We start from the raw sequence: 26,265 nt of genomic DNA, 5'->3' as shown, positions 1-26,265 counted from the left end.
CATGATCAAGACAAAGAAGTTGGTTTCCACCGCCTGCGTCGCTGTGCTGGCGTCATGCATCGGCGGGATGGTGCAGGTGCGCAGCGCCGCCGCGCAGACCAGCGATGCCTTCGTGCAGGAGAAGAAGACCATTCCGGTCGGCGAGGGCGAGTTCAGGCTCGTCGTCAAGCGCGGACCGGTGAACGTCTTCACCTACCGTCCGAAATCCTTCACGCCGAACAGCCCGATCTGGGTTGTGATCCACGGCCAGAAGCGCGATGTCGCCGAGCACAGCGCGTTCGACTATTACGATACCTGGGCGCCGCTGGCCGAAAAGGCAGGCGCGCTGCTGCTGGTGCCGGAATTCGTCGAGCAGTCGTGGCCGACCTCTTGGCAATTCCAGTTCGGCAACGTCATGACGAAATCGCTGAAGCCGGTGCCCTGGGAGGATTCAGGTTTCGCCGTGGTCGAGATGGCGTTCAAGCGCGCGGTCGCCATGACCGGCAGCCATCGCCAGCGCTTTTCCATTTTCGGGCATGGCGGCGGCGCGCAATGGGTGCAGCGTTACGTGCTCCACAGCGGCGGCCGTTACATCGCGCGCGCGGTTGCGGCGAACCCCGGCTGGTACATGCTGCCGGATGACGAATTCAAATATCCTTACGGCATTCAGGGCACGTCGATTACCCCGGCGACGCTGCGCGGCGCATTCGCGACCGATTTCGTGCTGCTGCTCGGACAGGCCGACGTGCAGACCGGCGGCATCATCCGCAACAACAAGGAAACCAGCGTGCAGGGCACGACCCGTTTTGCGCGCGGCCATTTCTACTTCAACCGCGCGGCTGCGGACGCCAAGCGCATCGGCGCAAAGTTCGCCTGGCATTTGCGCGAAGTGCCCGGCGCGGGACACGACGACGCGGACATGGCTCCGGCGGCCGCCGCGGCCATGATGGAGCGACGCTGAACGCGCATCGGCTGCGGGAATTATTCCCGCAGCGTGCTGCCGGTTTTCTTGGTGACTTCCGCGACGATCTTCGCGGCCACCGCCTCGATGTCCTGATCGGTGAGCGTCTTCTCTCGCGGCTGCAGCGTCACCGCAATCGCGACCGACTTCTTGCCTTCGGGAATGCCCTTGCCGTCATAGACGTCGAACAGCGTCACATCGGTGATGAGCTTCTTGTCCACACCCTGCGCGGCCCGGATGATGTCGGCAGCCTTGACGCTGTGGTCGGTGAGGAACGCGAAGTCGCGCGACACCGGCTGGAATGCGGCGAGTTCAAGCTGCGGCTTGGCGCGCGTGGCGCGCGCCTTCGGCTCCGGCAGGCGGTCGAGCAGCACTTCAAACGCGACCAGCGGCCCATCGGCCTTGAGCGCATCCAGCACGCGCGGGTGCAGTTCGCCGAAATGGCCGAGCACGTTCTGCGGTCCGATCTGGATCGTGGCTGAGCGGCCCGGATGCAGCCATTGCGGCGCGTTCTTTGCTTCGCGGCAAGGCACGATCTGCAACGCCTGCATCGGCGCGCCACAGGCGGCGAGCACGGCGAGCGCATCGGCCTTGGCATCGAACGCGTCAACGGTCCACGAACCGGACCACGCGCGGCCAAAGCCCTTGGATGACGCCATCGCGCGGCGCACGCCGGTCGCGGCGGTGAGCTGCTGCTCAGGCTGGTCGCCGAGAAACACCTGTCCGACCTCGAACAAAGCGACATCGCCAAAGCCGCGATCCGCGTTGGCCTGTGCCGCCGCGATCAGGCCCGGCACCAGGGAAGGCCGCATATCGGACAGATCGGACGCGATCGGGTTGGCGAGCGCGAGTTCAGGCTTGCCGCCGCCGAATAACTCGGCCTGTGTTTTGGAGAGGAACGACCACGTCACGGCCTCGACCATGCCGCGCGCGGCCAGCGCGCGCTTGGCGCGGCGGGTCCGCAATTGCAGCGCGGTCAGAACGGGCTTGCGCGGCGCGTCGCCACGCGGAAACGGCGTCAGCGGCACGCGATCGACGCCGATGATGCGGACGATCTCCTCCACGATGTCGGCCTTGCCGGTGACATCGGCGCGCCACGATGGCACCGCGATCTTCACCACGGGTCCCTGACCCGCGACCATGAAGCCAAGATGAGTGAGGTGACGCTTGATGTCGGTGAGCGGCACGTCGATCCCGGAGAGGCGCTTCACCTCGTCGATCGGGAATTCGATCATGCGGTCGTCGCCGTAAGGCTTGCCCGTGAGCGCGATCTCGGACGGCTCGCCGCCACAGATGTCGAGCACGAGCTTGGTGGCCAACTCCAGCCCCGGCACCATGAAGGCCGGATCGACGCCGCGCTCGAAACGATAGCGCGCATCGGAATTGATGCCGAGCTTGCGGCCGGTCTGGGCGATGTTGATCTCGTTCCACAGCGCCGATTCGATCAGCACGTCGGTGGTGTGTTCGTCGCAGCCGGTCGCCTCACCGCCCATGATGCCGGCGAGCGACTCCACACCGGCGTTGTCGGCGATCACGCACATGGTGTTGTCGAGCGCGTAGGTCTTGCCGTCGAGCGCAACAAGGCTCTCGCCCGCCTTGGCGCGGCGCACGACGAGGCTGCCCTTCACCTTAGCGGCGTCGAACACATGCAATGGGCGGCCACGGTCGAAGGTCATGAAGTTGGTGATGTCGACCAGCGCGTTGATTGGACGCAGTCCGATGGACGTCAGACGCCGCTGCAGCCATTCCGGCGACGGACCGTTCTTCACGCCACGCACAAGGCGCAATGCGAAGCCGGGGCACAGCGTGGCGTCTTCAACCGTCACCGCCGCGGGTGCTGCGAATGTACCCTTGATCGGCTTCGGCGCATCGTTGTGAAACTTGCCCATGTCAGCCGCGCCGAGGTCGCGCGCGATGCCGTGCACGCCGGTCGCGTCCGCGCGGTTCGGCGTCAGGTTGATTTCGATCACCGGATCGCCGAGGCCGGCCCATTCCGCGTAAGGCTTGCCGACGGGCGCATCGCCAGGCAGTTCGATGATGCCGTCGTGATCTTCGGAGAGTTCAAGTTCGGCGGCCGAGCACAGCATGCCGCGGCTCTCGACGCCGCGAATATTACCGATGCCGAGCGTGATGTCCTTGCCGGGAATGTAGGTGCCCGGCGGCGCGAACACGCTGACCAATCCCGCGCGCGCGTTCGGCGCGCCGCAGACCACCTGAATCGGCGCACCTTCTCCGGTATCGACCATGCACACGCGCAGACGGTCGGCGTTGGGATGCTGTTCGGCGGTGATGACCTTGGCGATGACGTAAGGCGCCAGCGCCTTCGCCTTATCCTCGAGGTGTTCGACTTCGAGGCCGATCATGGTCAGCGTCTCGGCGAGCTTCTCGACCGGCTCGGTGGTGTCGAGATGTTCTTTCAGCCAGGAGAGGGTGAATTTCATGACGACAGCCCTCCGGCCAGCGTGGGCACATCGAGCGGCCTGAAGCCGTAATGGTTGAGCCAGCGCACGTCGCCCTCGAACATCTGCCGCAGATCGCTGATGCCGTATTTCAGCATCGCAATGCGGTCGATGCCCATGCCCCAGGCGAAGCCCTGATACTCATCGGGATCGATGCCGCAGTTGCGCAGCACGTTCGGATGCACCATGCCGCAGCCGAGAATCTCCAGCCAATCCTCGCCTTCGCCGAAACGGATGTCGTTCTTGCCGCGGCGGCACTGGATATCGACCTCCATCGATGGCTCGGTGAAGGGGAAGAAGGAGGGACGGAAGCGCATGTTGACGTTATCGACCTCGAAGAACGCCTTGCAGAACTCCGCGAGAATCCATTTCAGGTGACCAAGGTGCGAACCCTTGTCGATGACAAGGCCTTCGACCTGATGGAACATCGGCGTGTGGGTCTGGTCGCTATCGCAGCGATAGGTGCGGCCGGGGCAGATCACGCGGATCGGCGGCTTTTGCGAGAGCATGGTGCGCACCTGCACCGGCGAGGTGTGGGTGCGCAACAGCGGGCGCGAGCCATCTTCTTTCCTATTAAAGAAGAAGGTGTCGTGCATCTCCCGCGCCGGGTGGCCTTCGGGGAAATTCAGCCTGGTGAAGTTGTAATCGTCGGTCTCGATGTCCGGGCCTTCGGCGATCGAGAAGCCCATGTCGGCGAAGATCGCGGTGAGTTCGTCCATCACCTGCGAAATGGGATGGATGCGGCCCTGCTCGGCGGGCGTCTCGCGGGTCGGCAGCGTGACGTCGATGGTTTCCGACGCAAGCCGCGCATCGAGGGCCGCGTTTTTCAGAACGTCGCGCCGCGCGGTGAGCGCCGCCGTCACCTTGTCCTTGGCCGCGTTGATCGCAGCACCTTCGGTCTTGCGCTCGTCCGGCGACATCTTGCCGAGCGTGGACAAGAGCGCGGAGATCGATCCCTTCTTGCCGAGCGCGGCGACGCGCACGGCTTCGAGAGCAGCTTCATCGGAAGCGGCTGCGATCTGGTTCAGGATTTCGGATTCGAGTGCGGCGAGATTGGACATGCAGAGCCCCAGCAGAACGGTTCATTTGAAACCGCCCGGCGGGGTGCAATCGGCCCAGCCGAACGGAGCGGGACGCCTCAGGGCGTCCCGGTCATCCCGGCCTCGTGCAAGAGGGGCAAGCCTTCAGGCTGACCTTGGCCGCGCACGGCCGAGGCCACCTTACGCCGCGAGAGCGGCTTTGGCCTTTTCGGCAATCGCCTGGAACGCCGCCGGCTCGTGGATGGCGAGATCCGACAGCACCTTGCGATCGACAACGACGCCCGACTTGGCGAGGCCGTTGATAAATCGGCTGTAGGTCAGGCCGAACGGACGAACCGCCGCGTTGATGCGCTGGATCCAGAGTGCGCGGAAATTGCGCTTCTTCAGCTTGCGGCCGACGAAGGCGTACTGGCCGGCCTTGTCGACGGCGGCCTTTGCGGCGCGGATGGTGTTCTTGCGACGACCGCGAAAACCTTCGGCGGCCTTGTAGACTTTCTTGTGCTTGGCGTGAGCCGTCACACCGCGTTTGACGCGTGCCATGACTGATCTCCTAAATCTGAAAATGTGAGTGGTGACAGACCGCCGCGCGGACGCGGCGTAAGTGGATCAGGCGTTTGGCAGGAAGTACTGCTTGATGTTGTCGCCGTCGGTCTTGAACAGGACGCGCGTGCCGCGCAACTGGCGGATCTGCTTCTTGGTCCGCTTGATCATGCCGTGGCGCTTGCCCGCATGGGCCGACACCACCTTGCCTGTTCCGGTCACTTTGAAGCGCTTTTTGGCGCCCGACTTGGTCTTCAGCTTGGGCATTTGGCTCTCCTTAGATACCGCCATCCGCGCGCCGAAACGGCTCGCCGGAGCGGCTAAATGCTCGTTAGAGCGTTGAATTGCTTGGGATATTTGCCCGTATGGCAAAGCCAGCAAAAACATCGCCACGGCAGCCCTTGATCAGCCGGGCGATGAGATGGGGCTTATGGCAGAGGAAGGCCCCATTTGCAACGCTGGAGTCTGCCGCCGTTTCATGGAAACGGCGGCAGACTCTACGCTTTTGGGGTGACGCGTTTTCTTCACGCGAACCGGGTTCCACTTCGCTTGAAAACGCTACGAACCGGCGTCTGCCGCCATCCTGCCATGAGGCCTGCGCATGTTATGCCGCATTGGAGAATCGCCCCGAAACCCCATATTTTCGGTGTCACCGAGACGGAAGGATTTGAAATGCCGAAGACAAGGAGCCGCTCCAGGGCCAAGGTTGCCGCGATTCAAGCCGATACCGCCCGTCTGGCCGCATGGCTCGGCGCGGGCGCGCTGGTGATCGGAGCGCTGATCGCGCGGGGCTTCTGAGCGGACCGTTTTGAGTTCCCCACACTGAAAAAGGCGCCCCATTGGGCGCCTTTTCTTGTCTCGGCGGCTTGAAGTCCGATGCTCAGCGCGGCGCAAGCACCATCACGACCTGACGGCCTTCGAACCTCGCGTCCTGCTCCACCTTGGCGATATCGGCGACGGCGGCCTTCACCTTGTCGAGCAGCTTGGTGCCGATCTCCTGGTGAGCCATTTCACGGCCGCGATAACGCAGCGTGATCTTGACCTTGTCGCCTTCCTCGAAGAAGCGAAGCATCGCGCGCATCTTCACGTCGTAGTCGTGGTCGTCGATCATCGGGCGGAGCTTGATCTCCTTGATCTCGACGATCTTCTGCTTCTTGCGCGCTTCGGCGGCCTTTTTCTGGGCCTGAAACTTGTACTTCCCGTAGTCCATGATCTTGCAGACTGGCGGGTTGTTGTTCGGCGAAATCTCCACGAGATCCATGCCGGCATCCATCGCCATCTTCACGGCGACCGATGTCTCGGTGACGCCGACGTTGACGCCGTGCTGGTCGATCAGTTGGACTTCGAGATTGCGGATCTCATCATTGGTGCGGGGCCCGTCTTTGGCGACTGTGGGCGGGGCTCTGTTGGGACGGCGAATGGGAAGGTCTCCACGATTGTTGAAAGAAGCGGTGATTTTGAAGGAATTCTTCGGCGCGAGCAAGGCGACGGAGGACGGCTCACGCGAAAAACCCGGAGAGCCGCATTCCAGTCACGGTGCGCGTGCCTGTGTCAGTTCCATGTAGAGGCGAAGGGTCTGTTCGGCAACTGCCGCGGGCTCCTGCAGGTCGGAAACCCACGCCCGGCCGCGCGCGCCCATGGCCTGCCGCTCCGGCTCCGACAGGTTCAGAAGGCGCGTTAACGCTGTTGCCATGGCCTCGATGTCGCCGGAGGGGAAACGCAGGCCTGTCATGCGATCCTCGCCGACGGCCGGCGGCGACAGCATCAGGCTGGAACCGGCGGCGAGGTCGGAAGCGGCGACCGGGACGCCCATCGCCTGCGCCGCGAGAATGGTGCGCAACGCGCCTTCCGGCTGGGTCGAGGCGAACACCGCCGCCGCGGAGACAGCAAGCGCCGCCGGGAGATCGTCGCTGAGCCCCGCGAAGCGCACCACGTCGGTGGTCCCTGTCGAGAGCACGAGATCCCACAATTGTCCGGTGAAATGGGTGCGGCCCTGATCCTCGCCGGTGAAGGCGATCAGGAAATCCTTCACCCCGGCGGCCTTCATCCATGCGGCGGCCTGTACGATGTGGTGGTGGCCCTTGCGGCGGACCATGCGGCCCGGCGCGAGGATGATGCGGGTGTCGGGCCCCGCGCCGAAGGCGTGGCGGATGTGCGCGATGCGCTCCGCGGTGACGCTGTCGGGATCGAAGGTGGCTGCATCGAAGCCGAGCGGCAGCGTGGTGATCCTCGTGCGTACGGCTGGATAACGGTCGCGGATGAGGTCGGCGAGATCGTCGCTCGCGGCGATGATGCGGTCGCCGCGCACCATGACGCTGTTGTAGAATCGCTTGAGCCGGTTCTGCTCGCGGAAACCTTTGAACCATGTGGTGACGAACGGACGCCGCTGCGCGCGCGCGGCGAGATAGCCGCTCCATCCCGGCGCGCGGCCGAGCGCGTGGACGATGTCGCAGCGACGGCTCGCGATCAGCCGCGACAATTGCCGCACGCAATGCAGCATCCGGTAAGGATTGCGGCTCGTGACATCCATCTCGATGAATTCGCCACCCGCCGCCAGCAGTTCAGGCACGAGGCGGCCGCCTTGTGACACCACGATCGGGTGATGGCCGTGGCTGGCGAGATATTGCGTGAGCGCCAGCGCATTGAGATCGGACGCGCCGGATTCCAGCGTCGGCACGGCGATCAGAACGGTGAGTGCGCGGGTTTGAGAGTTTTGTCCGGAAGGCCGGGCCATTTCGTCCCGATCTGCGGTCCCGTCGGGCGCACTGGACAAAAAGTGCTGTCTGGCCGTGGAAGGGTCCGGCATCGGAGGCATGTCTCGTTCAGACCACTGCAATCGGCGCGCGGCGGGCGCGCAGCGCGGCCGGCGGCGGATTGAAGCAATGCGAAGGAAGGGTGACCGGGGCGTTGACGAACATGATCGCACCATCAATAACACGGCCAATCATGATGGCACGATAGAACCGAACCACAAAATTTTCATGATGGCTGTCCGATGACCCCTTCCGCCGATCTTCCGCCTGACTTTATCGATGTCAGAACGTCGCATGGCGAGCGCCGGATCGCGGTGCGCCGCCGCGAAGGCCGCGGCCCCGGCCTCGTCTGGCTCGGCGGATTCAAATCGGACATGCTGGGCACCAAGGCGCGCGAACTCGACGCCTATGCGGCAAGCCACGGCCGCGCCTGTATCCGGTTCGATTATTCCGGCCATGGCGAATCCAGCGGCGACTTCAAGGACGGCACCATCGGTGCCTGGCTGGAGGAAAGCCTCGCCGTGATCGAGGCCTGCTGTGATGGCCCGCAGGTTCTGATCGGCTCCTCGATGGGCGGCTGGATGGCGCTGCTGGCCGCGCGTGCGATGACGGCGCAAAAAGCCAAATCACGCGCGAAGCTGAAGGGCCTCGTGCTGATCGCGCCCGCGCCGGACTTTACCGAAGATCTGATGTGGGCACGCTTCACGCCGCAGATGCGCGAGGAGATCGCGCGCAACGGCGTGTGGTATCGCCCGTCCGACTACGGTGATCCCTATCCGATTACGAAACGACTGATCGAGGAGGGACGCAATCATCTCCTGCTCGACGGCATGCTCGATTTTGGTTGTCCCATCCGCATCCTGCAAGGCGTGCAGGACGAGGATGTGCCCTGGCAGCACGCCTTCAAGCTCACGCACTGTTTGCCGAGCGACGACGTGGTGCTGACGCTGGTGCAGGACGGCGATCACCGCCTGTCGCGGCCGCAGGACATCGCGCGCATCCTCGCGGCAGTGACGGAATTAGCGGAAGGGTGAGGTTGGTTTAAGCGTCATTCCGGACGGCGAGCGAACCCGGAATCTTTTTTCTCATGTCTGGATTCCGGATCGGCTCGCGTTCGCTCGCCGTCCGGAATGACGATTGTCAAAAATCCAGATCGATGTAATGCGCGGGCGCGGGCAGGCCGGGGAGCCATTCGTTCAGGAGCGGGCGGAACGAGGGGCGCGACTTGATGCGCACATACCAGGCTTTCGCGGCGTCATCCTCGGTCCACGGCACGTCGCCGAGATAATCGATCGCCGACAGATGCGCGGCGGCGGCGAGGTCGGCATAGGTCGGCCGGTCGCCGGCGAGAAAATTCCGCGTCCGCGCGAGCCAGCCGATATAGGCCAGATGATAGCGCAGGTTGGAGCGCGCCGCGCGCATCACCTCGGTCGAAGGCGCGCCGCCACCCTGTTCGGCGGTCATGAAGCGCTTGTAGACGCGCTCGGTGACGAGCGGTCCGCTGACCTCGTCATAGAATTTGTCGTTGAACCACGACATCAGCCGCCGGACTTCGATGCGGCCGGTTGAGGTGGCGGGCATCAGGCGGCGCTCGCCAAGCCGCTCGCCATGCGTCTCGTCGAGATATTCGGCGATGATCGCGGCGCCCGGAATTGGCGGCTGGCCGTCCAGCATCATCACCGGCGTGGTGCCTGCCGGGTTCATCGCCAGAAACGCCTCGTCGCGCTCCCATATCCGCTCTTCGACGAGTTCGGATTCCAGTCCGTATTCGCCGAGCGCGAGACGGATGAAACGTGAATGGGGGCAGAAGGCGTGATGGAAAAGGGTAATCATAGGCACCGTGTTAGCCGGAAGATTCTTAAAGAGAGCCTTAAAAAAGGCTTTCTGCTCTCGCTTGTTGGCGGCCCGCGAGCAAGGTGTCGAACCTAACCGAGCGCGAGCCGGGGGCAAGGTATCTTTGCGTGTTTTCCGCATTGCGGGGGGGCATCGAATAAGTCACAAACGCGCGGGCCCTCCCGGCACGATGGATTTTCCCAATGTTGGCTGATCTTCTGAAGGCGCTGTTCCTCGGCATCGTGGAGGGCGTCACCGAGTTCCTGCCGGTCTCATCCACCGGCCATCTGCTGCTGGCAGAGCGTATTTTCAATCTCGACCAGGACAATTTCTGGAAGACGTTCGCGGTGCTGATTCAGCTCGGTGCGATTCTGGCCATTCTGGTCATCTACTTCCAGCGGCTGTGGCATGTCGCGACCCACATGTTCACCGATCCCGCCGCGCGGCGGTTCGTGATCGGCGTGCTGGTCGCATTTTTACCCGCCGTGGTGCTCGGCCTGATCTTCGGCCATTTCATCAAGGCAGTGCTGTTCAATCCGTGGGTGGTGTGCTTCTCGCTGATCGCGGGCGGCGCGGTGCTATTGTGGGTCGATCAGCAGGACGTCAATCCGCGCCATCACAACGCCATGACGTTTCCGCTGCCGATGTATCTCGGCATCGGCATCGCGCAATGCGCGGCGATGGTTCCGGGCGTGTCGCGCTCCGGCGCCTCGATCGTGGCGGCGATGCTGTTCGGCGCCGACAAGCGCTCGGCGGCGGAGTTCTCGTTCTTCCTTGCGATCCCGACCATGATCGGCGCGTTCGCCTACGACGTCTACAAGGACCGCGCCGACATGACGATGGATCACGCGCTGATCATCGTGGTCGGCTTTGTGGTATCGTTCATCACCGCGATCATCGTGGTGAAGACATTCCTCGATTTCGTCACGCGCAACGGCTTCACGTTCTTCGCCTGGTGGCGCGTGATCGTCGGTACGCTCGGCCTGATCGCGCTGGCGCTGGGGGCGTGAGGTTTTAAGCGTTCTTGTGGGCGAACTGGCCGGTCTTGCGGAAGCGCCACAGATAGGATGGCAGCACGGCTGCCATCGATTCCGGCGTGATGCCGAGGCCTTCCAGCGTCAGGCCTGCGCTCTTGGCCGCATCCGAAACCACGTTGTCGGACTTGAGCAGTTCGACCTGATCGGGCGTCAGCTTGAGATCGCCCGGCGCGAATTGCAGGAACGCCGCTTTGAGTTTCGCGAGCCCGAACGGCAGCGGCACCAGCGCCGGATCGCGCTCGGCAATCCGCAGGATCAGTTGAATCGCCTCGCGCATCGTCACCACTTCCGGCCCGCCAAGCTCGTAAGCCGCGCCCGGCTTGGTCTTGCCATCGACAGCATCGGCGATCGCGGTGGCGACATCGCCGACATAGACCGGCTGCAGCTTGGTATCCGCGCCGATCAGCGGCAGCACCGGGAGCAACCGCGCCAGCGCGGCGAAGCGGTTGGCGAAATGATCCTCGGGTCCGAACACGATGGAGGGGCGGATGATGGTGGCGCCGGGCACGGCGTCCAGCACTGCCTGTTCGCCGAACGCCTTCGAAACGGCGTAACGCGAGGTGGAATTGACGTCGGCGCCGATCGCGGAGACATGCACCATGCGGGCGCCGATTTTCGCGGCGGCTTCCGCGATGGCGTGCGCGCCGTGCGCATGCACCCTGTTGAAGCGCTGCGCCCCGCCTTCCGAAAGAATGCCAACCAGATTGACCACGACATGTGCGCCGCGCATCGCCGCCTCGATCGAGGCCGGGTAGCGGATATTGGCCTGGACCGGGTTGATCTGGCCGACCTTGCCGAGCGGCTGGAGATGACCGGCGAGTTCGGGCCGGCGCACGCCGACGCGCAGCCGGTAATCCCGCTGCGCCAGCGCCCGGACCACATGACGGCCGAGGAAACCCGATCCGCCGAATACGGTGACGAGGGTGTCGATGGGGGCTGTCATGGTCGAATTCCTGCCTCGATTAAGGGTAAGCCGCGCGGGTATTTGCGAATTTTGCGATACGCTATCGGCCATTGGCTGTACAGGGGCCATGGTGCCACCCGCCGGGGGAAATTTCCTCGGAATTTGACAAGCGTGCGGCCGATCCTTACTAACCGCCCCACGCCCAGGTGGTGGAATTGGTAGACACGCAGGTTTCAGGTACCTGTGCTGCAAGGCGTGAAGGTTCGAGTCCTTTCCTGGGCACCATCTTTTAGATCATGCGGTTATCGCTGATCTCCCCGCACCGCGGGGGATTGTTCCGCCGCCTTGCGGTGTACACGATGCGGCTTCCGCAAATCTTGCTCCAAAACATGGAATCGCCGGGCTGGCGGTTTGCCTGATGCCTGTATGGTAAGGGACAGGTGAGGCATGCGAGCGGGCAGGGGGCAATGAGCGGTCGCGCGGTCGGAAGCAATACTGCCGAAATATTTTCAGCTTTTCTGAAACTGGGGCTCACCTCGTTTGGCGGCCCGGTCGCGCATCTCGGCTATTTCCGGTTCGAGTTCGTCGAGCGGCGGAAGTGGTTGAGCGAAGACAGCTACGCCGATCTCGTGGCGCTCTGCCAGTTTCTTCCCGGTCCTGCATCGAGCCAGGTCGGAATGGCGATCGGCCTGTTGCGCGGCGGTACTCTCGGCGCCCTCGCCGCATGGGTTGCGTTCACGCTGCCGTCCGCGCTCGCGCTCGTGCTTTTCGCGTATGGGCTCGCGGCCTTCGAGAACAGTTTCGGCGGCGGCTGGCTGCACGGGTTGAAGGTTGCCGCGGTCGCCGTCGTGGCGCTGGCTATTCTCGGCATGGCCAAGACGCTGACGCCGGATCGTCTCCGGGTATCGCTTGCGATTGCCGCGATGGCGGTGGCGCTCATATTGCCGTCGGCGTGGGGGCAGATCGCAGGCATCGTGCTCGGCGGATGTGTCGGCTGGTTCTGCATCAAGGGAAAATTGTCGACCGATCAGGCCGTGCTGCCGCTGCCGGTCAGCCGGAGGGTTGGCGTCGCGATGCTTGTTGCGTTCGCCGTTCTGCTGGCGGGGCTGCCCCTTATCGCGGCGGCAACCGACAGCCCATCACTGAAGTTGTTCGATATCTTTTATCGCGTGGGATCGCTGGTGTTCGGCGGCGGCCATGTCGTTCTGCCGCTGCTCAAGGCGGAAGTCGTCCCGGCCCTTGTGAGCGGCGACAATTTCCTTGCGGGCTACGGCGCCGCGCAGGCCGTTCCGGGTCCGCTATTCACGTTCGCCGCCTATCTCGGTGCGGTCATGGGCGGATGGACAATCGCGGCCATGTGTCTTGTCGGCATTTTCCTGCCGTCCTTTCTTCTGGTGATCGGCGTGCTGCCGTTTTGGGATGCGCTGCGAAGAAAACCGGCGGCGCAAGCCGTGCTGGCGGGCGTGAACGCGGCGGTGGTCGGATTGCTGCTCGCCGCCTTCTACGATCCGGTTTGGACCGCGGGCATCACCAGCAGCTACGACTACGCGCTCGGGTTGGGCGCATTCGTGCTGCTGTTCGTATGGAAGGCACCCCCGTGGCTTGTGGTCGCCCTCTGCGGACTGGCCGGGCAATGGCTCTCCCATTGGTGAACTGACGGGGTTGCGGAGATTCTGTTCAACGGGTACAGAGCCTCACCGCCGCTGATTGCGGGCCATCTCGACATGCGTTGTTGGGGGCGCGATTTCGGCAAGCACATTACTGTAAGAGAATCTTCCAGGAGTGGCTTTGAGAGTGGCTTTGAAATACGCGCTTCTTGCTCTGGCCGCCGTGCCCGCGCTCTGGGCTGCTCCGGCCGCCGCCGTCGATGCCCGGTTTTATAACAGCCTGAAGAGGCTCGATCCCGACACCAGACTCGAACAGGTCTGCGACATCGAGGCGATGAACCGGATCGATCGTGATCCCACGCCCTATCATCCCGACCGCGCCAAGAGCGACGTGCTGAGCACGCCGCGCCATGTCGGCGACACGGTGAAGGGCAATGGCGGCGCCTTCCGCAGCAAGGGCAAGTGGTACTCGTATTCCTTCGTCTGCAAGGGATCGCCGGACCACTACAAGGTGCTGTCGTTCAGCTACAAGATCGGCGGACCGATTCCCGAAACCAAGTGGGCGTCGTACGGGCTCTGGCGCTAACGCGACGGCGATTTCCGCTCCGGCTTGGCGCGCATATGGATGTGGCCGCCCTCGACCTTCTCGACTTCAAAGGCTCCGGTTTTCCGGATGAGATCGCTGAGTTTGGAACAACCATAGGTTCGCACATCAAAATCCGAAAACAGATTTGAGATGTGCTGGCCGACAGGGCCGAGCATCACCCAGCCATCCTCACTTTCGATTTGCGAAATCGCCTTCATCAGAATTGGGATGGCCGCGCTCAGAGGTTCACGCGGTTTCGATTTCGTAGAATCGCCTGGCGATGTGGGCGTAGGTAGTAGATTTTCCGTGTAGACAAATCTGCGGCAGGCTTGGCGGAAGCTCTCGGGCGTTTTCTGCGTGCCGAAGCCGTAAACGTCCGCGCCTTGTTCGCGCAAGCGCGAGGCGAGGCGAGTGAAGTCGCTATCGGATGATACCAGGCAAAATCCATCGAAGCGTCCGCTGTGCAGAAGATCCATGGCATCGATCACCAGCGCGATGTCGGAGGCATTCTTGCCTTTCGTGTAGGCGAATTGCTGGTACGGGTCGATAGCGTGACGTTGCAAGATGTCAGCCCATGATTTGAGTCGCGAGCTGGAAAAGTCACCATAAATACGCCGCACGCTGGCTTCGCCGAATTTCGCGATCTCCTCGAACAGGCCTTCAGTGATTTGCGGAGAGGTATTGTCCGCGTCGATTAGAACCGCAAAGCGCGGTGGCCGGGATTCGGCGGGCATGAAAACTCCTTTGGTGAAAAGCGGTAGGATTCAAAAGAACAGACTCTCAGGATAGTCCGTTGTGGCTGTGGGTCCAGATCGGAGCCACGAATTTAGACTTTCCAGATGTCGTTGGCGTAGTCGCGGATCGTCCGATCCGCCGAGAACCATCCCATCCGCGCGGTGTTGAGGATTGCCGATGTCTCCCACGCGGCATGTCCCCAGCGCGCGTCCACCAGCGCCTGGGTGCGGTGGTAATCGTCGAAATCCGCCGACACCATGTAGTGGTCGAGATAGCGCAGGCTGTGCGCGATCGGCGCGAAGCGCGCCGGATCGTCGGGCGAGAAAGTGCCGCGGTCGATCGCCTCGATCACGCGCGCCAGCATCGGCGAGGCCGCGATGGCGTCGGATGCATCGAGCCCCGCGCGCCGCCGCTCCATGACCTGATCGGCGGTCATGCCGAAGATGAAGATGTTGTCCGCGCCGACCTGATCGCGGATTTCAATATTGGCGCCGTCGAGCGTGCCGATGGTGAGCGCGCCATTGAGCGCGAGCTTCATGTTGCCGGTGCCGGAGGCTTCCATGCCCGCGGTCGAGATCTGCTCGGACAGATCGCAGGCCGGCACCATCACCTCCGCCGCACTGACATTGTAGTTCGGTACGAACGCCACTTTCAGCAGGCCGCGGATCGTCGCGTCGCGGTTCACCGCGTCGGCGATATCGTTGATGAGCTTGATGATCAGCTTGGCCTGATGGTAGCTCGGCGCGGCCTTGCCCGCGAAAATCTTCACCCGCGGCACCCAGTCGGCGTTCGGATTGTCGCGGATCGCGAGATAGCGCGCGATGGTGTCGAGCGCGTTGAGGAGCTGGCGTTTGTATTCGTGGATGCGCTTGATCTGGATGTCGAACAGGGCCGCCGGATCGAACCGCAGCGACATCGTGCGCTCGATCATGCCCGCGAGCGCGACCTTGTTGTGCTGCTTGATGGCGCGGAAGCGTTCCTGAAAGATCGGATCATTGGCATAGGGCTCAAGCCCCACCAGCGCCGAGGGGTCGTCGAGCACGCGGTCGCCGCAGACCTCGCGCAACAGCGCGGTCAATCCCGGATTGCACTGATACAGCCAGCGCCGGAAGGTGATGCCGTTGGTCTTGTTGGTGATGCGGTCGGGATAGAGCGTGTTGAGGTCGGCGAACACCGTATGCTTCATCAGCTCCGAATGCATCGCCGAGACGCCGTTGATGCGGTGCGAGCCGATGAAGGCGAGATGGCCCATGCGCACGCGGCGTCCGCCGGTCTCGTCGATCAGCGAGGTCGCCGCGCGAAAACGGATGTCGCCGGGCCTTTGCCGCTCGGCGGCGGCGAGGTTGTCGGCGTTCAGCCGGTAGATGATGTCGAGGTGACGCGGCAGCAGCCGCTCGAACAGTTCGACCGGCCAGTTCTCCAGCGCCTCCGGCAGCAGCGTGTGGTTGGTGTAGGCGATGGTCTGCGACACGATCCGGCGCGCCTGTGGCCATGGCACATAATGATGATCGATCAGAAGCCGCAGCAGTTCCGGTACCGCGAGACTCGGATGCGTGTCATTGAGCTGGATCGCGGCATATGACGCCAGCGTGCGGATGTTGCCCTGCTCGCGCAGGTGCCGCGCGACGATGTCCTGCAGCGATGCGGAGACGAAGAAATATTCCTGCCGCAGCCGCAATTCCTTGCCGGCGGCGGTCTCGTCGCTCGGATAGAGAAATTTCGAGATCGCTTCCGCGCGCGTTCTCTGTTCCGAGGCGCCCGCATAGTCGCCGTGGTTGAAGGCATCGAGGTCGAGCGGCGTGATCGGCCGCGCCGACCACAGCCGCAGCGCGTTGATATGCGCGCCGCGCCAGCCCACGATCGGCGTATCGAATGCCGCCGCCCGCACCGTCTCGCCGGGAATCCAGGCGATGGCGTCGCCCTGCGGCGTCGGATGATGTTCGATGCGTCCGCCGAAATGGATATCGTAGGACACCTCAAACCGTTCGAATTCCCACGGATTGTCGCCCTCGAGCCAGTGCTCGGGAAATTCCTGCTGCCAGCCATGCGAGATCGCCTGACGGAACAGGCCGTGCTCGTAGCGAATGCCGTAACCGATGGCGGGGATTGCAAGGCTCGCCATGCTCTCCATGAAGCAGGCGGCGAGGCGGCCAAGTCCGCCATTGCCGAGTGCCGCATCCGGCTCGATGTCCTTCACGTCACCGAAATCCACGCCGAGGTCGCGCAGCGCGCGGACGTAAGTTTCCATCAATTGCAGATTGCTCAGCGCATCGGTGAACAGGCGGCCGATCAGGAATTCCAGCGACAGATAATAGACGCGCTTTTTTCCCTCAATGCGTGTCTCTCGCACGTCCGGCAGCCAGCGCGCGGCGATGCGCTCTCGCAGGCTCAGCGCCGCGGCGAGGTACCAGTCGTGCAGCGTTGCGCGCTCGATCTCATGGCCCAGCACGCGCGTGATCTTGGCTCTGATCTCGTCGCGAACGGCCGCCACATCGTAGTCGCTCGGCCGCTCCCGCGCGGGCGCGCCCTTGGGGAGCGCAGTCTTGGCAATATTCAAGCCGCCACCCTCACTCTCGGTGCGTGATCGCAAACTCATCCCGCGCAACAAACCGGAGAGCCACGCGATGGGTTCCAGCAGAGTCAAAGATTAAGGCCATAGGCTGACATCGGACCCAGTGAGGGGAAGAAAGCTGTGGGCGAAAAACTTAATCAAGTTATTGATAATTATGAATTATTTTAAAATTCCGCGCGGATAGCCGCTAAAATTTGCTTTCTTCGTCCAATTGGGATTTTTCAGCTTCAGGATTTTTCAGGGTTGGCGCGCTAGCCTGCCCGCCATTGGATTTGGAACAAAGCATGATGACCATCCGGCTGCATCGCGGCGATTTGCCTGACCTTTCGCGCTACACGCACTCCGTCGCGATCGACACCGAAACACTCGGCCTCAATCCGCATCGCGACCGGCTGTGCGTGGTGCAGCTTTCGAACGGCGACGGCAGCGCCGATGTCGTGCAGATACCGGCGGGTCACACCGACGCCCCGAACCTGAAGAAGCTGCTCGGCGATCCCGCGATCACCAAGCTGTTTCACTTCGCCCGGTTCGACATTGCCGTGCTGTACCATGCCTTCGGCGTGATGGCGCAGCCGGTCTACTGCACCAAGATCGCCTCGAAGCTGGTGCGCACCTACACCGACCGGCACGGCCTGAAGGATCTGGTGCGCGAGATGCTCGGCGTCGAAATCTCCAAGCAGCAGCAGTCGAGCGATTGGGGTGCGGCGTCGCTGTCGGAAGCGCAACTGACCTACGCTGCGTCCGACGTGCTGCATCTGCATGCGCTGCGCGACAAGCTCGATGCCATGCTCGCGCGCGAGGACCGCGCGCCTCTGGCGAAGGCCTGCTTCGAATTCCTGCCGACGCGCGCGAGGCTCGATCTGCAGGGCTGGGAAGAAACCGATATTTTCGCGCATTCGTAAAGAGCGCGCATCGTCCGAAAGTCGCGACGTCCGAAAGTTATGGGCAGGGGTCCTGCGCGGCAAGGCGCGGCCCTTATATTGTCGCGATAGAGCGTAAGCTTGATGGCGTAACCCGGGAACCAAGGTGGCCACACAGACGCCGGCATATCAGGGAGACGATCCCCGCTTCGTGCGCGCCGCACGCCACAGCCGCCGCGTGCGCTGGCTGCGCCGCGCCGTGCCCGCGGTGGTGATCCTGTCGCTGGCACTCATCATCGGCGCGTCGGTGTTCAATCCGTTCCGCTTCCTCAAGAAGCTTCCGATCGATCTCAGCAAGCTGTCGGTCTCGGGCACCAAGATCACGATGGATGCGCCCCATCTTGCGGGTTATCTGCCCGATCGGCGGCCTTATGAAGTGTGGGCGAAGGCGGCGACGCAGGACGTCACCGACCCGACCAAGGTGGACATGCTCGACATCCGCGCGCAGGTGCAGATGCAGGACAAGTCGACGCTGCGGGTGGATGCGCAGAACGGCCATTTCGATACCAAGACGCAACTGCTCGATCTCACCAACCAGATTCTGTTGCAGACCACGACCGGCTATCAGGCGCAGCTCACGCAGGCGCGCGTCGATCTTGCGACCGGCATCATCAGCTCGGATCAGCCGGTGGCAGTGAAGCTTACCAACGGCACGCTGAACTCGCAGAATTTGCGGATCACCGATCACGGCGCGTCGGCGGTGTTCGGCGGCGGCGTGACGATGCTGCTCGATCCGCCTGCGGACAAGACCAATGCCGACGCCACGGCCGGGAGCGCGCCTGCCGATGCGCCGGCGGAATCCCGGTGAGGCGACGATTGAAATCGGATATGGATGCACGATGCGAGTAATAGAACACAATCTGTCAGGCGGTCGGAAGGTGCGCGCGGTGTGCGGTCGCGCGACGCTCGGCCTGTCTGCGCTCCTTGCGTTCGCTGTATGTGTGTCCGCCGCGCAGGCGCAGACCAGCACGGTGTCGGGCGTGCCGAACGCGGTGCAGGGTTTCTCGAAAAATCGCGGCCAGCCGATCCAGATCGATGCGTTGTCGCTCGAAGTGCGCGACAAGGACAAGATCGCGACCTTCTCCGGCAATGTGAAGGTGGTGCAGGGCGACACCACGATGCGCTCGAAGACGCTCGTGGTATTCTACGATCAGGACAAGGCGGGCGCGAAGCCCGGCATGAAGACGGCGCAGCCGGGACCGGGTGGCAATTCGAGCGTGCGGCGGCTGGAAGCGCGCGGCGGCGTCGTCGTCACGCAGAACGATCAGACCGTGACGGGCGAGACCGGCATCTTCGACATGAAGACCAACACCGTGACGATGACTGGCGGCGTGGTGCTGACCAAGGACAAGAACGTGCTGAAGGGCGACCGGCTGGTGGTGGACATGACGACGGGCGTCTCGCGCGTCGAATCCAGCGGCGGGCGTGGCGTCTCCGGGCTGTTCAATTCCACTTCGCCGAACAAGAATGGCGGCGGGCTCAGCCTCGTGCCCGGCTCGGGACCCAAGACGGAAACCGCGCCGTCCACGCGTACTCCCGGAAAGCCGATGAAACTCAATAACTTGCAAAGCCGCACGGGATCGCGCGGTTGAACCTTGGCCCGCGAGCCTATATCAAGGGCCGGGGACGGATTCTGACAGGCGGGCGTGCAGGCGGGGTGCCGGCGCGCCGATTCCGCCGCGGGGTCGCAAGCTGGCAAGCCAGCCTTTGAAAGGCCGATCGAGCGGATGGTGGATCTCCTGCGCATGTTTCGCCGCCGTGCCCCTTCGCGGGGCAAGCAGGGCTTTGCCCGCTCCGGCGGCGACATCACCTCGTTCAGCGCCCGCATGGGCGACATGTTCAAGAGCGCGAAGGGCGAGGTGCCCGTGCAGCCGCAGCCTGCATCGCGGCAGCCGTTTCAGTTGACCGAACAACAGCAGCAATGGGCCTCTTACAGCGAGATGGCCGTGATGCTGGCGGATGATGGTGCGACATCGTTCGAACGTTCATCGCCGATTCCGCGCGGCGAGCCGCAGCGTGTGCCGGGCGAGGAGCGCCGCGCGCCGCCAAGACAGACAGAGTTAAGACAGACAGAGTCAAGACAGGCAGAGCCGGGGCCAACCCAGCAACGGCAAACGCAACAACGTTCGACACAGCAAAGCAGGCCCGCGCCGCAGCGTTCGCAACCGCGCGCGGGCTATCTTGCCGTGCACGGCATCGAGAAAAGTTTCGGCACCCGCAAGGTTGTGCGCGGCATCAACATCTATGTGCGCCGGGGTGAAGCGGTCGGCCTTTTGGGCCCGAATGGCGCGGGCAAGACAACGGCGTTCTACATGATCACCGGCCTGATCAAGGCCGACAAGGGACGCATCGAACTCGACGGCTACGATGTCACCAGTCTGCCGATGTATCAGCGCGCGCGGCTCGGCATCGGCTATCTGCCGCAGGAAGCCTCGATCTTTCGCGGCCTTTCCGTGGAGGACAACATCCGCGCCGTGCTCGAGGTGGCGGAGCCCGACCGGCGCAAGCGCGAATACGAGCTGGATTCGCTCTTAGAGGAATTCAACATCGTGCGGTTGCGCAAATCGCCGTCGATCGCATTGTCGGGCGGCGAACGCCGCCGCGTTGAAATCGCGCGCGCACTGGCGACCAAGCCGAACTACATGCTGCTCGACGAACCGTTCGCGGGCATCGACCCGATCGCGGTCGGCGACATCCAGCAGTTGGTGCGTCATCTCACCAACCGCGGCATCGGCGTGCTGATCACGGACCACAATGTGCGTGAAACGCTCGGCCTCACCGACCGCGCCTACATCGTCTATGCCGGCGAGGTGCTGACCGAGGGCCAGCCCGAGGAGATCGTCAACGACCCCGACGTGCGCCGCCTCTACCTCGGCGAGGAATTCCGCCTCTAGCTCTGGCGGTACCGCCCTGCGGGCATGCGGCTGTCCGTTGCGGGCAAAAACTCAGTCCCGTCAAGTCGTATACAGGGGCATCTAAAAGAGCTAAGCAAGAATTGGACCAATTGGGGCGATTCTTCGAGCTGGATGCCATAATGGCGCTGACGCAACGCCTGGAATTTCGCCAATCGCAAGCGCTGGTGATGACGCCGCAGCTCATGCAGGCGATCAAGCTGCTGCAATTGTCCAATCTCGATCTGGTGGCGTTCGTCGAGGGTGAGCTTGAGCGTAACCCGCTCCTGGAGCGCAGCAGCGAGGACGACGCACCGGTGCGCGGCGAAGGCGCGGCGGCGGAACAGGATTTTTCCGGCGGGGATGACGGCGCGGACAGCGGCGCAGGCGGCGAGGGCGGTCGCGGCAATGGCGAGCCGTCCGACGACTGGATGTCGCGCGAACTCGGCAGCCGCGCCGAGATCGAACAGACCTTCGACACCAGCATGGACAACGTCTTCACCGAGGAACCCTCGGAAACGGCGACCCGTGCGGCGCAGGATGCCGCGCCGACCTCCTACACCGAATGGGGCGGCGGCGCGTCCAGCGATGAAGATTACAATCTGGAGGCCTTCGTCGCCGCCGAGACCTCGCTGCAGGATCATCTGGCCGAACAGCTCGCGGTCGCGCTGACCGACGCCTCGCAGCGTATGACCGGGCAATATCTGATCGACCTCGTCGATGAGGCAGGCTATCTGCCGCCGGATCTCGGCGAGGCCGCCGACAAGCTCGGCACCACGCAGGAAGCCGTCGACGCCGTGCTCGCGGTGTTGCAGACGTTCGATCCGCCGGGCATCTGCGCGCGCAATCTGAGCGAGTGCCTGGCGATCCAGTTGCGCGAGCGCGACCGCTTTGATCCGGCGATGCGTGCGCTGGTCGAGAATCTCGATCTGCTCGCCAAACGCGATATTGCGGGTCTGAAAAAAATCTGCGGCGTCGATGACGACGACATCGCCGACATGATCGGCGAGATTCGTCATCTCGATCCCAAGCCCGGACTGAAATTCGCGACCGGACGAACACAGACCGTGGTGCCCGATGTCTATGTGCGGCCGGGACCTGATGGCGGCTCGCTCGTGGAACTCAACAGCGACACGCTGCCGAAGGTGCTCGTCAACCAGTCCTATTACGCAACTCTCACCAAGACGCTGCGTAAGGACGAGGACAAATCCTATTTCGCTGACTGCCTGCAGAACGCAACCTGGCTGGTGCGGGCGCTCGACCAGCGTGCGCGCACGATATTAAAAGTTGCAACCGAGATCGTCCGCCAACAGGACGGGTTCTTCACGCGCGGCGTGGCGCATTTGCGTCCGCTCAACCTCAGGGCGGTGGCGGACGCGATCCAGATGCATGAATCGACGGTGTCACGTGTCACCGCCAACAAATACATGGCGACGAATCGCGGTATTTTTGAATTGAAATATTTCTTCACCGCGTCGATCGCCTCCGCTGACGGCGGCGAGGCGCATTCGGCCGAATCCGTGCGGCACCGCATCAAGCAGCTGATCGATGCCGAAGAGGCAAACGACGTTCTGTCCGACGACACGCTGGTGGAACGTCTTCGCGCCGAAGGCGTTGATATTGCCCGGCGCACCGTCGCGAAGTACCGGGAGGCTCTGCGGATACCGTCTTCCGTCCAGCGCCGTCGCGAAAAACGGTACGCGCTTGGCCATTCGGGTGGTGCAATTCCTTCTTCCAACGACCGATCACGCGACATAGCTCCCGCTTGACGGCTTGCCGGGCTTTGGCATTGTGGTGGTGTTGTAACAAGACGACGAGGTGCGTCCATGACGCTTCGAGTTTCCGGCAAAAGCATCAACATCGGTGAAGCCATTCGCGGTCGTGTCGCGGGTCGAACGGAAGAGGTGTTACGAAAATATTTCGACGGGAATTATTCGGGGCATTTCACTTTCAGCAAGGACGGTTTCGGTTTCAAGGCGGACTGCGCGCTGCATCTGGATTCCGGCGTGACGCTGGAGGCCGACGCGATGGCCGCCGATGCGTATGCCAGCGCGGATCAGGCGCTGATCCAGATCGAGAAGCGGCTGCGTCGCTACAAGAGCAGACTCAAGGATCGTTCCGCGCGCAAGGCGCATGCGGAATCCGAAGCAATGGCCGCGATCGCCTTGGACGGCATCGATGCGTCGAGCTATGTGCTCGAAGGCCCTTCCTACGATGAAGACGATGACGAGATCACCGCGTTCAATCCGGTGGTGATCGCGGAATCGACTCACACGCTGCGGCGCTTTTCGGTCAGCGAAGCGGTCATGGAGCTCGACATGACGGGCGCGCCCGTCATCGTGTTTCAGCATGGCTCAAGCGGACGGGTGAACATCATTTATCGGCGCTCCGACGGCAATGTGGGCTGGATCGATCCGCCCGCGGCGAAGTAATCGTGGTCGGGATTCCGGGCCGAAATAGCCCGAGGAAGACCTTGACGCCCTCCTTGGCCCTCCCTATGGTCCGCCGCCTCGACGGACCAGGGGCGGGCAAGCTCGGTCCATGCCCTCAATCGGCTACATGCCCTTTAACGGCTTACGGTTTCACCCTTCACTCTCGGACAGCTCCATGACGATCACCGATCTGGTTGCGCCGGAGGCGATCCTTCCCGCGCTCAAGGTCAACAGCAAGAAGCAGGCGCTGCAGGAACTGGCGGCGCGTGCGGCTGAACTGACCGGACAGAACGAGCGCGCGATCTTTGAAGTGTTGCTTCAGCGCGAGAAGCTCGGCACCACGGCTGTCGGTTACGGCATCGCCATTCCGCACGGCAAGCTGCCGAAGCTTGAGAAGCTGTTCGGCCTGTTCGCGCGGCTCGAGCGGCCGATCGATTTCGAGGCGATGGACGGCGCGCCGGTCGATCTGTTGTTCCTGCTGCTCGCGCCGGAAGGCGCGGGCGCCGATCACCTCAAGGCGCTGGCGCGGGTCGCGCGGCTGTTGCGCGATCAGGAAGTCGCCAAGAAGCTGCGCGCCTCAAGCGATGCGCAGGCGCTTTATTCGGTGCTGGCGCTGCCGCCGGCCACCGCCGCATAAAAAAGCCGCCGCGGATCGCGCGGCGGGCTTTTTCTTTTTCATTGCAATGTCTGGATCGGCCGCAAGCGGCTTCGCTCAGTCGCGCACGCGCCGGACCGCGCCGAGCGCCGCGCTGGTGGTGAGCGCGGCATAAGCCTTGAGCGCGGTGGTGACGCGGCGCTTGCGTGGCGCGGGCTTCCACGCCTCGTTGCCGCGCGCGTCCATCGCCTTGCGGCGGCGATCGAGTTCGGCATCGTCAACCGCGACATTCACCGTGCGGTTGGGGATGTCGATCCTGATGATGTCGCCTTCCTCCACGAGACCGATGGCGCCGCCTTCCGCTGCTTCCGGCGAGACGTGGCCGATCGACAGGCCCGACGAGCCGCCGGAGAAGCGGCCATCGGTGATCAGCGCGCAGGCTTTGCCAAGCCCCTTCGATTTCAGGTAGCTCGTCGGATACAGCATTTCCTGCATGCCGGGTCCGCCGCGCGGGCCCTCGTAGCGGATCAGCACGACATCGCCGGCCTTGATCTTGCCGCCGAGGATTCCTTCCACCGCCGCGTCCTGACTCTCGAAGATGCGCGCGGGGCCTTCAAACTTCAGAATGCTGGTGTCGACGCCCGCGGTTTTCACGATGCAGCCGTCGCGTGCGATGTTACCGAACAGCACGGCGAGACCGCCATCCTTGAGGAAGGCGTGTTCGGCATCGCGGATGCAGCCTTTGGCGCGGTCGGTGTCGAGTGCGTCGTAACGGCGTTCCTGACTGAACGCGACCTGCGTCGGCACGCCGCCCGGCGCGGCACGATAGAAGGTGCGGACGCTGTCGCTCTTGGTGCGCATCACGTCCCAGCGCTCCAGCGCGTCCCTCAGGCTCTTGCTGTGAACGCTCGGCAGGCTGGTATCGATCAGCCCGGCGCGGTCGAGTTCACCCAGAATGGCCATGATGCCGCCGGCACGATGCACGTCTTCGAGATGCACGTCGGCGACCGCAGGCGCGACCTTGCACAGCACCGGCACGCGGCGCGACAGCCGATCGATGTCGGCCATCGTGAACGGCACTTCGCCTTCATAGGCGGCGGCGAGCAGATGCAGCACGGTGTTGGTCGAGCCGCCCATCGAGATGTCGAGCGTCATCGCGTTTTCGAACGCCTTGAAGCTCGCGATGTTGCGCGGCAGCGTCGTCTCGTCGTCCTGCTCGTAGTAGCGCCGCGCGAGATCGACGATCAGATGCCCGGCCTCGACGAACAGGCCCTTGCGGTCGGCGTGGGTGGCGAGCACCGACCCGTTGCCCGGAAGCGCCAGGCCGAGTGCCTCGGTGAGGCAGTTCATCGAATTGGCGGTGAACATGCCCGAGCATGAGCCGCAGGTCGGGCAGGCCGACCGCTCGATGCTTTCCACTTCGGCGTCGGTCACGGTGTCGTCGGCGGCAGCGACCATCGCGTCAATCAGGTCAACGGAGCGCTTCTCGCCCTTGATGACGACCTTGCCGGATTCCATCGGCCCGCCGGAGACGAACACGGTGGGGATGTTGAGGCGCAGCGAGGCCATCAGCATGCCGGGCGTGATCTTGTCGCAGTTCGAGATGCACACCATGGCGTCGGCGCAGTGCGCGTTGACCATGTATTCGACGCTGTCGGCGATGATCTCGCGCGAGGGCAGGCTGTAGAGCATGCCGTCATGGCCCATCGCGATGCCGTCATCCACCGCGATGGTGTTGAACTCCTTGGCGACGCCGCCGGCCTTCTCGATTTCGCGCGCGACAAGCTGCCCGAGATCCTTGAGGTGGACGTGGCCCGGCACGAACTGCGTGAAGGAGTTCACCACCGCGATGATCGGCTTGCCGAAATCCTCGGTCTTCATGCCGGTGGCGCGCCACAGGCCGCGCGCGCCGGCCATGTTGCGGCCGTGGGTGGATGTGCGGGAACGATAGGGAGGCATTTTGGAATTCCTCAAGGACAATTGATTGGTTCCATACTCGCCTGCCGGAGGGAAGCCAATAAGAAGTCCGTATGGCAGCCATACGCGGAAGGCCGCGAGGAGACCGGATAAGCAAAAAGCGGCAACGCTTTCGCGCTGCCGCTTCGTGGTCTGTCAGCAGGCCGTTCAGTCGAACGGGGTCAGTGCAGGCTGACGGTCTGAAGCTCGTTGCTCCAGGCGTTGGCGATCGCAGCCTCGCGGCTGTCGGTCAGCATAATAGGGGTGCCATCGGCGGCGTGCAGCGCGAACAGCGTCACGCCCGGCGCGATCTCGGGTGCCTGCGGGAACAGGCCCGGCACATCCTCGGAACGGATTTGCTTGACGTAGGCGAGATGACCCTCGCCCAGCGCGGCCAGCGCCTCCAGCGAAACCGGTGATTGGTCTCTTGGCTCATGGTGCAGAATAGTAGCCATGTCCTCGACT

General features: G+C 63.4%; 26 protein-coding genes and 1 tRNA gene. 14 read left to right on the top strand and 13 right to left on the bottom strand.

The window, feature by feature from the left end; all coding sequences use genetic code 11:
• Position 1 precedes the first annotated feature (1 nt).
• Positions 2-940, top strand: a complete 939-nt coding sequence (locus AC1RNA_RS04015; protein ID WP_492950337.1) for a hydrolase — start codon at positions 2-4, stop codon at positions 938-940.
• Between the two features lie 20 nt (positions 941-960).
• Here AC1RNA_RS04015 and pheT read toward each other — a convergent pair whose 3' ends face one another.
• The 4 genes from pheT to rpmI form a co-directional block, all read right to left on the bottom strand.
• Positions 961-3,381: a phenylalanine--tRNA ligase subunit beta gene (pheT, locus tag AC1RNA_RS04010; RefSeq protein WP_492950336.1), complete on the bottom strand. Its 2,421-nt coding sequence runs from the start codon at positions 3,379-3,381 to the stop codon at positions 961-963.
• Positions 3,378-4,460, bottom strand: coding sequence for a phenylalanine--tRNA ligase subunit alpha (gene pheS / locus AC1RNA_RS04005; protein ID WP_492950335.1), 1,083 nt, complete (start codon positions 4,458-4,460; stop codon positions 3,378-3,380). Before pheS ends, pheT begins: the two co-directional genes overlap by 4 nt.
• A 159-nt stretch (positions 4,461-4,619) precedes the next feature.
• Positions 4,620-4,979, bottom strand: a complete 360-nt coding sequence (rplT, locus tag AC1RNA_RS04000) for a 50S ribosomal protein L20 (RefSeq protein ID WP_009338696.1) — start codon at positions 4,977-4,979, stop codon at positions 4,620-4,622.
• Between the two features lie 66 nt (positions 4,980-5,045).
• A complete protein-coding gene (gene rpmI, locus AC1RNA_RS03995; RefSeq protein WP_002717744.1) occupies positions 5,046-5,246 on the bottom strand; it encodes a 50S ribosomal protein L35 in 201 nt (66 codons plus the stop codon).
• Positions 5,247-5,651: 405 nt separating this feature from the next.
• On the opposite strand from rpmI, the gene AC1RNA_RS03990 reads away from it, so the two are divergent.
• The gene (locus AC1RNA_RS03990; protein ID WP_283804987.1) at positions 5,652-5,777 is read left to right on the top strand and encodes a hypothetical protein; all 126 of its coding nucleotides are present in this window, start codon (positions 5,652-5,654) and stop codon (positions 5,775-5,777) included.
• An 82-nt stretch (positions 5,778-5,859) separates the two neighbouring features.
• Here the strand turns inward: AC1RNA_RS03990 and infC are convergent, their stop codons facing one another.
• From infC to AC1RNA_RS03975, 3 genes are all read right to left on the bottom strand, one after another.
• Entirely contained in the window at positions 5,860-6,399 is a 540-nt protein-coding gene (gene infC, locus AC1RNA_RS03985) for a translation initiation factor IF-3 (protein ID WP_156186952.1), read from the bottom strand.
• 111 nt (positions 6,400-6,510) lie between these two features.
• Complete coding sequence (locus AC1RNA_RS03980; protein WP_492950334.1) at positions 6,511-7,713, bottom strand: glycosyltransferase; 1,203 nt, start codon at positions 7,711-7,713, stop codon at positions 6,511-6,513.
• Between the two features lie 88 nt (positions 7,714-7,801).
• Positions 7,802-7,951: a hypothetical protein gene (locus tag AC1RNA_RS03975; RefSeq protein WP_156786858.1), complete on the bottom strand. Its 150-nt coding sequence runs from the start codon at positions 7,949-7,951 to the stop codon at positions 7,802-7,804.
• 23 nt (positions 7,952-7,974) lie between these two features.
• Between AC1RNA_RS03975 and AC1RNA_RS03970 the strand changes: the two genes are divergently transcribed.
• Positions 7,975-8,766 carry an alpha/beta hydrolase gene (locus AC1RNA_RS03970; protein ID WP_009338700.1) on the top strand — a complete coding sequence of 264 codons (792 nt, stop codon included), beginning with the start codon at positions 7,975-7,977 and terminating at the stop codon, positions 8,764-8,766.
• A 106-nt stretch (positions 8,767-8,872) separates the two neighbouring features.
• Here the strand turns inward: AC1RNA_RS03970 and AC1RNA_RS03965 are convergent, their stop codons facing one another.
• Positions 8,873-9,565: a glutathione S-transferase family protein gene (locus AC1RNA_RS03965; protein ID WP_492951177.1), complete on the bottom strand. Its 693-nt coding sequence runs from the start codon at positions 9,563-9,565 to the stop codon at positions 8,873-8,875.
• Between the two features lie 203 nt (positions 9,566-9,768).
• On the opposite strand from AC1RNA_RS03965, the gene AC1RNA_RS03960 reads away from it, so the two are divergent.
• Positions 9,769-10,575 carry an undecaprenyl-diphosphate phosphatase gene (locus AC1RNA_RS03960; RefSeq protein ID WP_492950333.1) on the top strand — a complete coding sequence of 269 codons (807 nt, stop codon included), beginning with the start codon at positions 9,769-9,771 and terminating at the stop codon, positions 10,573-10,575.
• A gap of 4 nt (positions 10,576-10,579) precedes the next feature.
• On the opposite strand, the gene AC1RNA_RS03955 is transcribed toward AC1RNA_RS03960, so the two are convergent.
• Positions 10,580-11,545, bottom strand: a complete 966-nt coding sequence (locus AC1RNA_RS03955) for a complex I NDUFA9 subunit family protein (protein ID WP_492950332.1) — start codon at positions 11,543-11,545, stop codon at positions 10,580-10,582.
• A 161-nt stretch (positions 11,546-11,706) separates the two neighbouring features.
• On the opposite strand from AC1RNA_RS03955, the gene AC1RNA_RS03950 reads away from it, so the two are divergent.
• The 3 genes from AC1RNA_RS03950 (at position 11,707) to AC1RNA_RS03940 (ending at position 13,699) form a co-directional block, all read left to right on the top strand.
• Positions 11,707-11,791, top strand: a tRNA-Leu gene (locus AC1RNA_RS03950).
• Positions 11,792-11,973: 182 nt separating this feature from the next.
• Positions 11,974-13,158, top strand: coding sequence for a chromate efflux transporter (gene chrA, locus AC1RNA_RS03945; RefSeq protein WP_492950331.1), 1,185 nt, complete (start codon positions 11,974-11,976; stop codon positions 13,156-13,158).
• A gap of 148 nt (positions 13,159-13,306) precedes the next feature.
• Positions 13,307-13,699, top strand: coding sequence for a DUF930 domain-containing protein (locus AC1RNA_RS03940; RefSeq protein ID WP_492951176.1), 393 nt, complete (start codon positions 13,307-13,309; stop codon positions 13,697-13,699).
• On the opposite strand, the gene AC1RNA_RS03935 is transcribed toward AC1RNA_RS03940, so the two are convergent.
• Positions 13,696-14,433, bottom strand: coding sequence for an NYN domain-containing protein (locus AC1RNA_RS03935; RefSeq protein WP_009338745.1), 738 nt, complete (start codon positions 14,431-14,433; stop codon positions 13,696-13,698). The two genes, AC1RNA_RS03940 and AC1RNA_RS03935, sit on opposite strands and share 4 nt — an antisense overlap.
• 92 nt (positions 14,434-14,525) lie before the next feature.
• Positions 14,526-17,030 (bottom strand): glycogen/starch/alpha-glucan phosphorylase, encoded by a 2,505-nt coding sequence (locus tag AC1RNA_RS03930; protein WP_492950330.1) that lies wholly within the window; start codon positions 17,028-17,030, stop codon positions 14,526-14,528.
• Positions 17,031-17,293: 263 nt separating this feature from the next.
• Here AC1RNA_RS03930 and AC1RNA_RS03925 point away from each other — a divergent pair, with 263 nt between their 5' ends.
• From AC1RNA_RS03925 to ptsN, 7 genes are all read left to right on the top strand, one after another.
• On the top strand, positions 17,294-17,908 hold the full coding sequence (locus AC1RNA_RS03925; protein WP_492951175.1) for a ribonuclease D: 615 nt from the start codon (positions 17,294-17,296) through the stop codon (positions 17,906-17,908).
• 124 nt (positions 17,909-18,032) lie between these two features.
• Positions 18,033-18,734, top strand: coding sequence for an LPS export ABC transporter periplasmic protein LptC (gene lptC / locus AC1RNA_RS03920; protein ID WP_492950329.1), 702 nt, complete (start codon positions 18,033-18,035; stop codon positions 18,732-18,734).
• 31 nt (positions 18,735-18,765) lie between these two features.
• Positions 18,766-19,518 carry an LptA/OstA family protein gene (locus AC1RNA_RS03915; protein ID WP_492950328.1) on the top strand — a complete coding sequence of 251 codons (753 nt, stop codon included), beginning with the start codon at positions 18,766-18,768 and terminating at the stop codon, positions 19,516-19,518.
• A 135-nt stretch (positions 19,519-19,653) separates the two neighbouring features.
• Entirely contained in the window at positions 19,654-20,820 is a 1,167-nt protein-coding gene (gene lptB, locus AC1RNA_RS03910) for an LPS export ABC transporter ATP-binding protein (protein ID WP_048757710.1), read from the top strand.
• Positions 20,821-20,960: 140 nt separating this feature from the next.
• On the top strand, positions 20,961-22,586 hold the full coding sequence (gene rpoN / locus AC1RNA_RS03905) for an RNA polymerase factor sigma-54 (RefSeq protein WP_492950327.1): 1,626 nt from the start codon (positions 20,961-20,963) through the stop codon (positions 22,584-22,586).
• Positions 22,587-22,643: 57 nt separating this feature from the next.
• Entirely contained in the window at positions 22,644-23,249 is a 606-nt protein-coding gene (gene hpf / locus AC1RNA_RS03900; RefSeq protein ID WP_009338752.1) for a ribosome hibernation-promoting factor, HPF/YfiA family, read from the top strand.
• Positions 23,250-23,424: 175 nt separating this feature from the next.
• The gene (gene ptsN / locus AC1RNA_RS03895; protein ID WP_009338753.1) at positions 23,425-23,886 is read left to right on the top strand and encodes a PTS IIA-like nitrogen regulatory protein PtsN; all 462 of its coding nucleotides are present in this window, start codon (positions 23,425-23,427) and stop codon (positions 23,884-23,886) included.
• A 75-nt stretch (positions 23,887-23,961) separates the two neighbouring features.
• Here the strand turns inward: ptsN and ilvD are convergent, their stop codons facing one another.
• Positions 23,962-25,803, bottom strand: coding sequence for a dihydroxy-acid dehydratase (ilvD, locus tag AC1RNA_RS03890; protein ID WP_492950326.1), 1,842 nt, complete (start codon positions 25,801-25,803; stop codon positions 23,962-23,964).
• Positions 25,804-25,982: 179 nt separating this feature from the next.
• Positions 25,983-26,255: a BQ00720 family protein gene (locus AC1RNA_RS03885; RefSeq protein ID WP_009338755.1), complete on the bottom strand. Its 273-nt coding sequence runs from the start codon at positions 26,253-26,255 to the stop codon at positions 25,983-25,985.
• Positions 26,256-26,265 lie beyond the last annotated feature (10 nt).

The organism is Afipia sp. GW821-FHT14H12, from assembly GCF_058803465.1.
The sequence above is the reverse complement of the archived record's forward strand: the minus strand, read 5'-3'. Positions and strand labels throughout refer to the sequence as shown.

What these genes read in the sequence shown, in the direction of transcription:
- rpmI (WP_002717744.1), bottom strand. Translation starts at nt 5,246, where the DNA reads ATGCCCAAGCTGAAGACCAAGTCGGGCGCCAAAAAGCGCTTCAAAGTG.
- lptB (WP_048757710.1), top strand. Translation starts at nt 19,654, where the DNA reads ATGGTGGATCTCCTGCGCATGTTTCGCCGCCGTGCCCCTTCGCGGGGC.
- AC1RNA_RS03925 (WP_492951175.1), top strand. Translation starts at nt 17,294, where the DNA reads ATGACCATCCGGCTGCATCGCGGCGATTTGCCTGACCTTTCGCGCTAC.
- AC1RNA_RS03965 (WP_492951177.1), bottom strand. Translation starts at nt 9,565, where the DNA reads ATGATTACCCTTTTCCATCACGCCTTCTGCCCCCATTCACGTTTCATC.
- AC1RNA_RS03915 (WP_492950328.1), top strand. Translation starts at nt 18,766, where the DNA reads ATGCGAGTAATAGAACACAATCTGTCAGGCGGTCGGAAGGTGCGCGCG.
- chrA (WP_492950331.1), top strand. Translation starts at nt 11,974, where the DNA reads ATGAGCGGTCGCGCGGTCGGAAGCAATACTGCCGAAATATTTTCAGCT.
- AC1RNA_RS04015 (WP_492950337.1), top strand. Translation starts at nt 2, where the DNA reads ATGATCAAGACAAAGAAGTTGGTTTCCACCGCCTGCGTCGCTGTGCTG.
- AC1RNA_RS03885 (WP_009338755.1), bottom strand. Translation starts at nt 26,255, where the DNA reads ATGGCTACTATTCTGCACCATGAGCCAAGAGACCAATCACCGGTTTCG.
- hpf (WP_009338752.1), top strand. Translation starts at nt 22,644, where the DNA reads ATGACGCTTCGAGTTTCCGGCAAAAGCATCAACATCGGTGAAGCCATT.
- AC1RNA_RS03960 (WP_492950333.1), top strand. Translation starts at nt 9,769, where the DNA reads ATGTTGGCTGATCTTCTGAAGGCGCTGTTCCTCGGCATCGTGGAGGGC.
- AC1RNA_RS03970 (WP_009338700.1), top strand. Translation starts at nt 7,975, where the DNA reads ATGACCCCTTCCGCCGATCTTCCGCCTGACTTTATCGATGTCAGAACG.
- AC1RNA_RS03990 (WP_283804987.1), top strand. Translation starts at nt 5,652, where the DNA reads ATGCCGAAGACAAGGAGCCGCTCCAGGGCCAAGGTTGCCGCGATTCAA.
- rpoN (WP_492950327.1), top strand. Translation starts at nt 20,961, where the DNA reads ATGGCGCTGACGCAACGCCTGGAATTTCGCCAATCGCAAGCGCTGGTG.
- rplT (WP_009338696.1), bottom strand. Translation starts at nt 4,979, where the DNA reads ATGGCACGCGTCAAACGCGGTGTGACGGCTCACGCCAAGCACAAGAAA.
- AC1RNA_RS03955 (WP_492950332.1), bottom strand. Translation starts at nt 11,545, where the DNA reads ATGACAGCCCCCATCGACACCCTCGTCACCGTATTCGGCGGATCGGGT.
- AC1RNA_RS03980 (WP_492950334.1), bottom strand. Translation starts at nt 7,713, where the DNA reads ATGGCCCGGCCTTCCGGACAAAACTCTCAAACCCGCGCACTCACCGTT.
- ptsN (WP_009338753.1), top strand. Translation starts at nt 23,425, where the DNA reads ATGACGATCACCGATCTGGTTGCGCCGGAGGCGATCCTTCCCGCGCTC.
- ilvD (WP_492950326.1), bottom strand. Translation starts at nt 25,803, where the DNA reads ATGCCTCCCTATCGTTCCCGCACATCCACCCACGGCCGCAACATGGCC.
- AC1RNA_RS03930 (WP_492950330.1), bottom strand. Translation starts at nt 17,030, where the DNA reads ATGAGTTTGCGATCACGCACCGAGAGTGAGGGTGGCGGCTTGAATATT.
- pheT (WP_492950336.1), bottom strand. Translation starts at nt 3,381, where the DNA reads ATGAAATTCACCCTCTCCTGGCTGAAAGAACATCTCGACACCACCGAG.
- AC1RNA_RS03935 (WP_009338745.1), bottom strand. Translation starts at nt 14,433, where the DNA reads ATGCCCGCCGAATCCCGGCCACCGCGCTTTGCGGTTCTAATCGACGCG.
- pheS (WP_492950335.1), bottom strand. Translation starts at nt 4,460, where the DNA reads ATGTCCAATCTCGCCGCACTCGAATCCGAAATCCTGAACCAGATCGCA.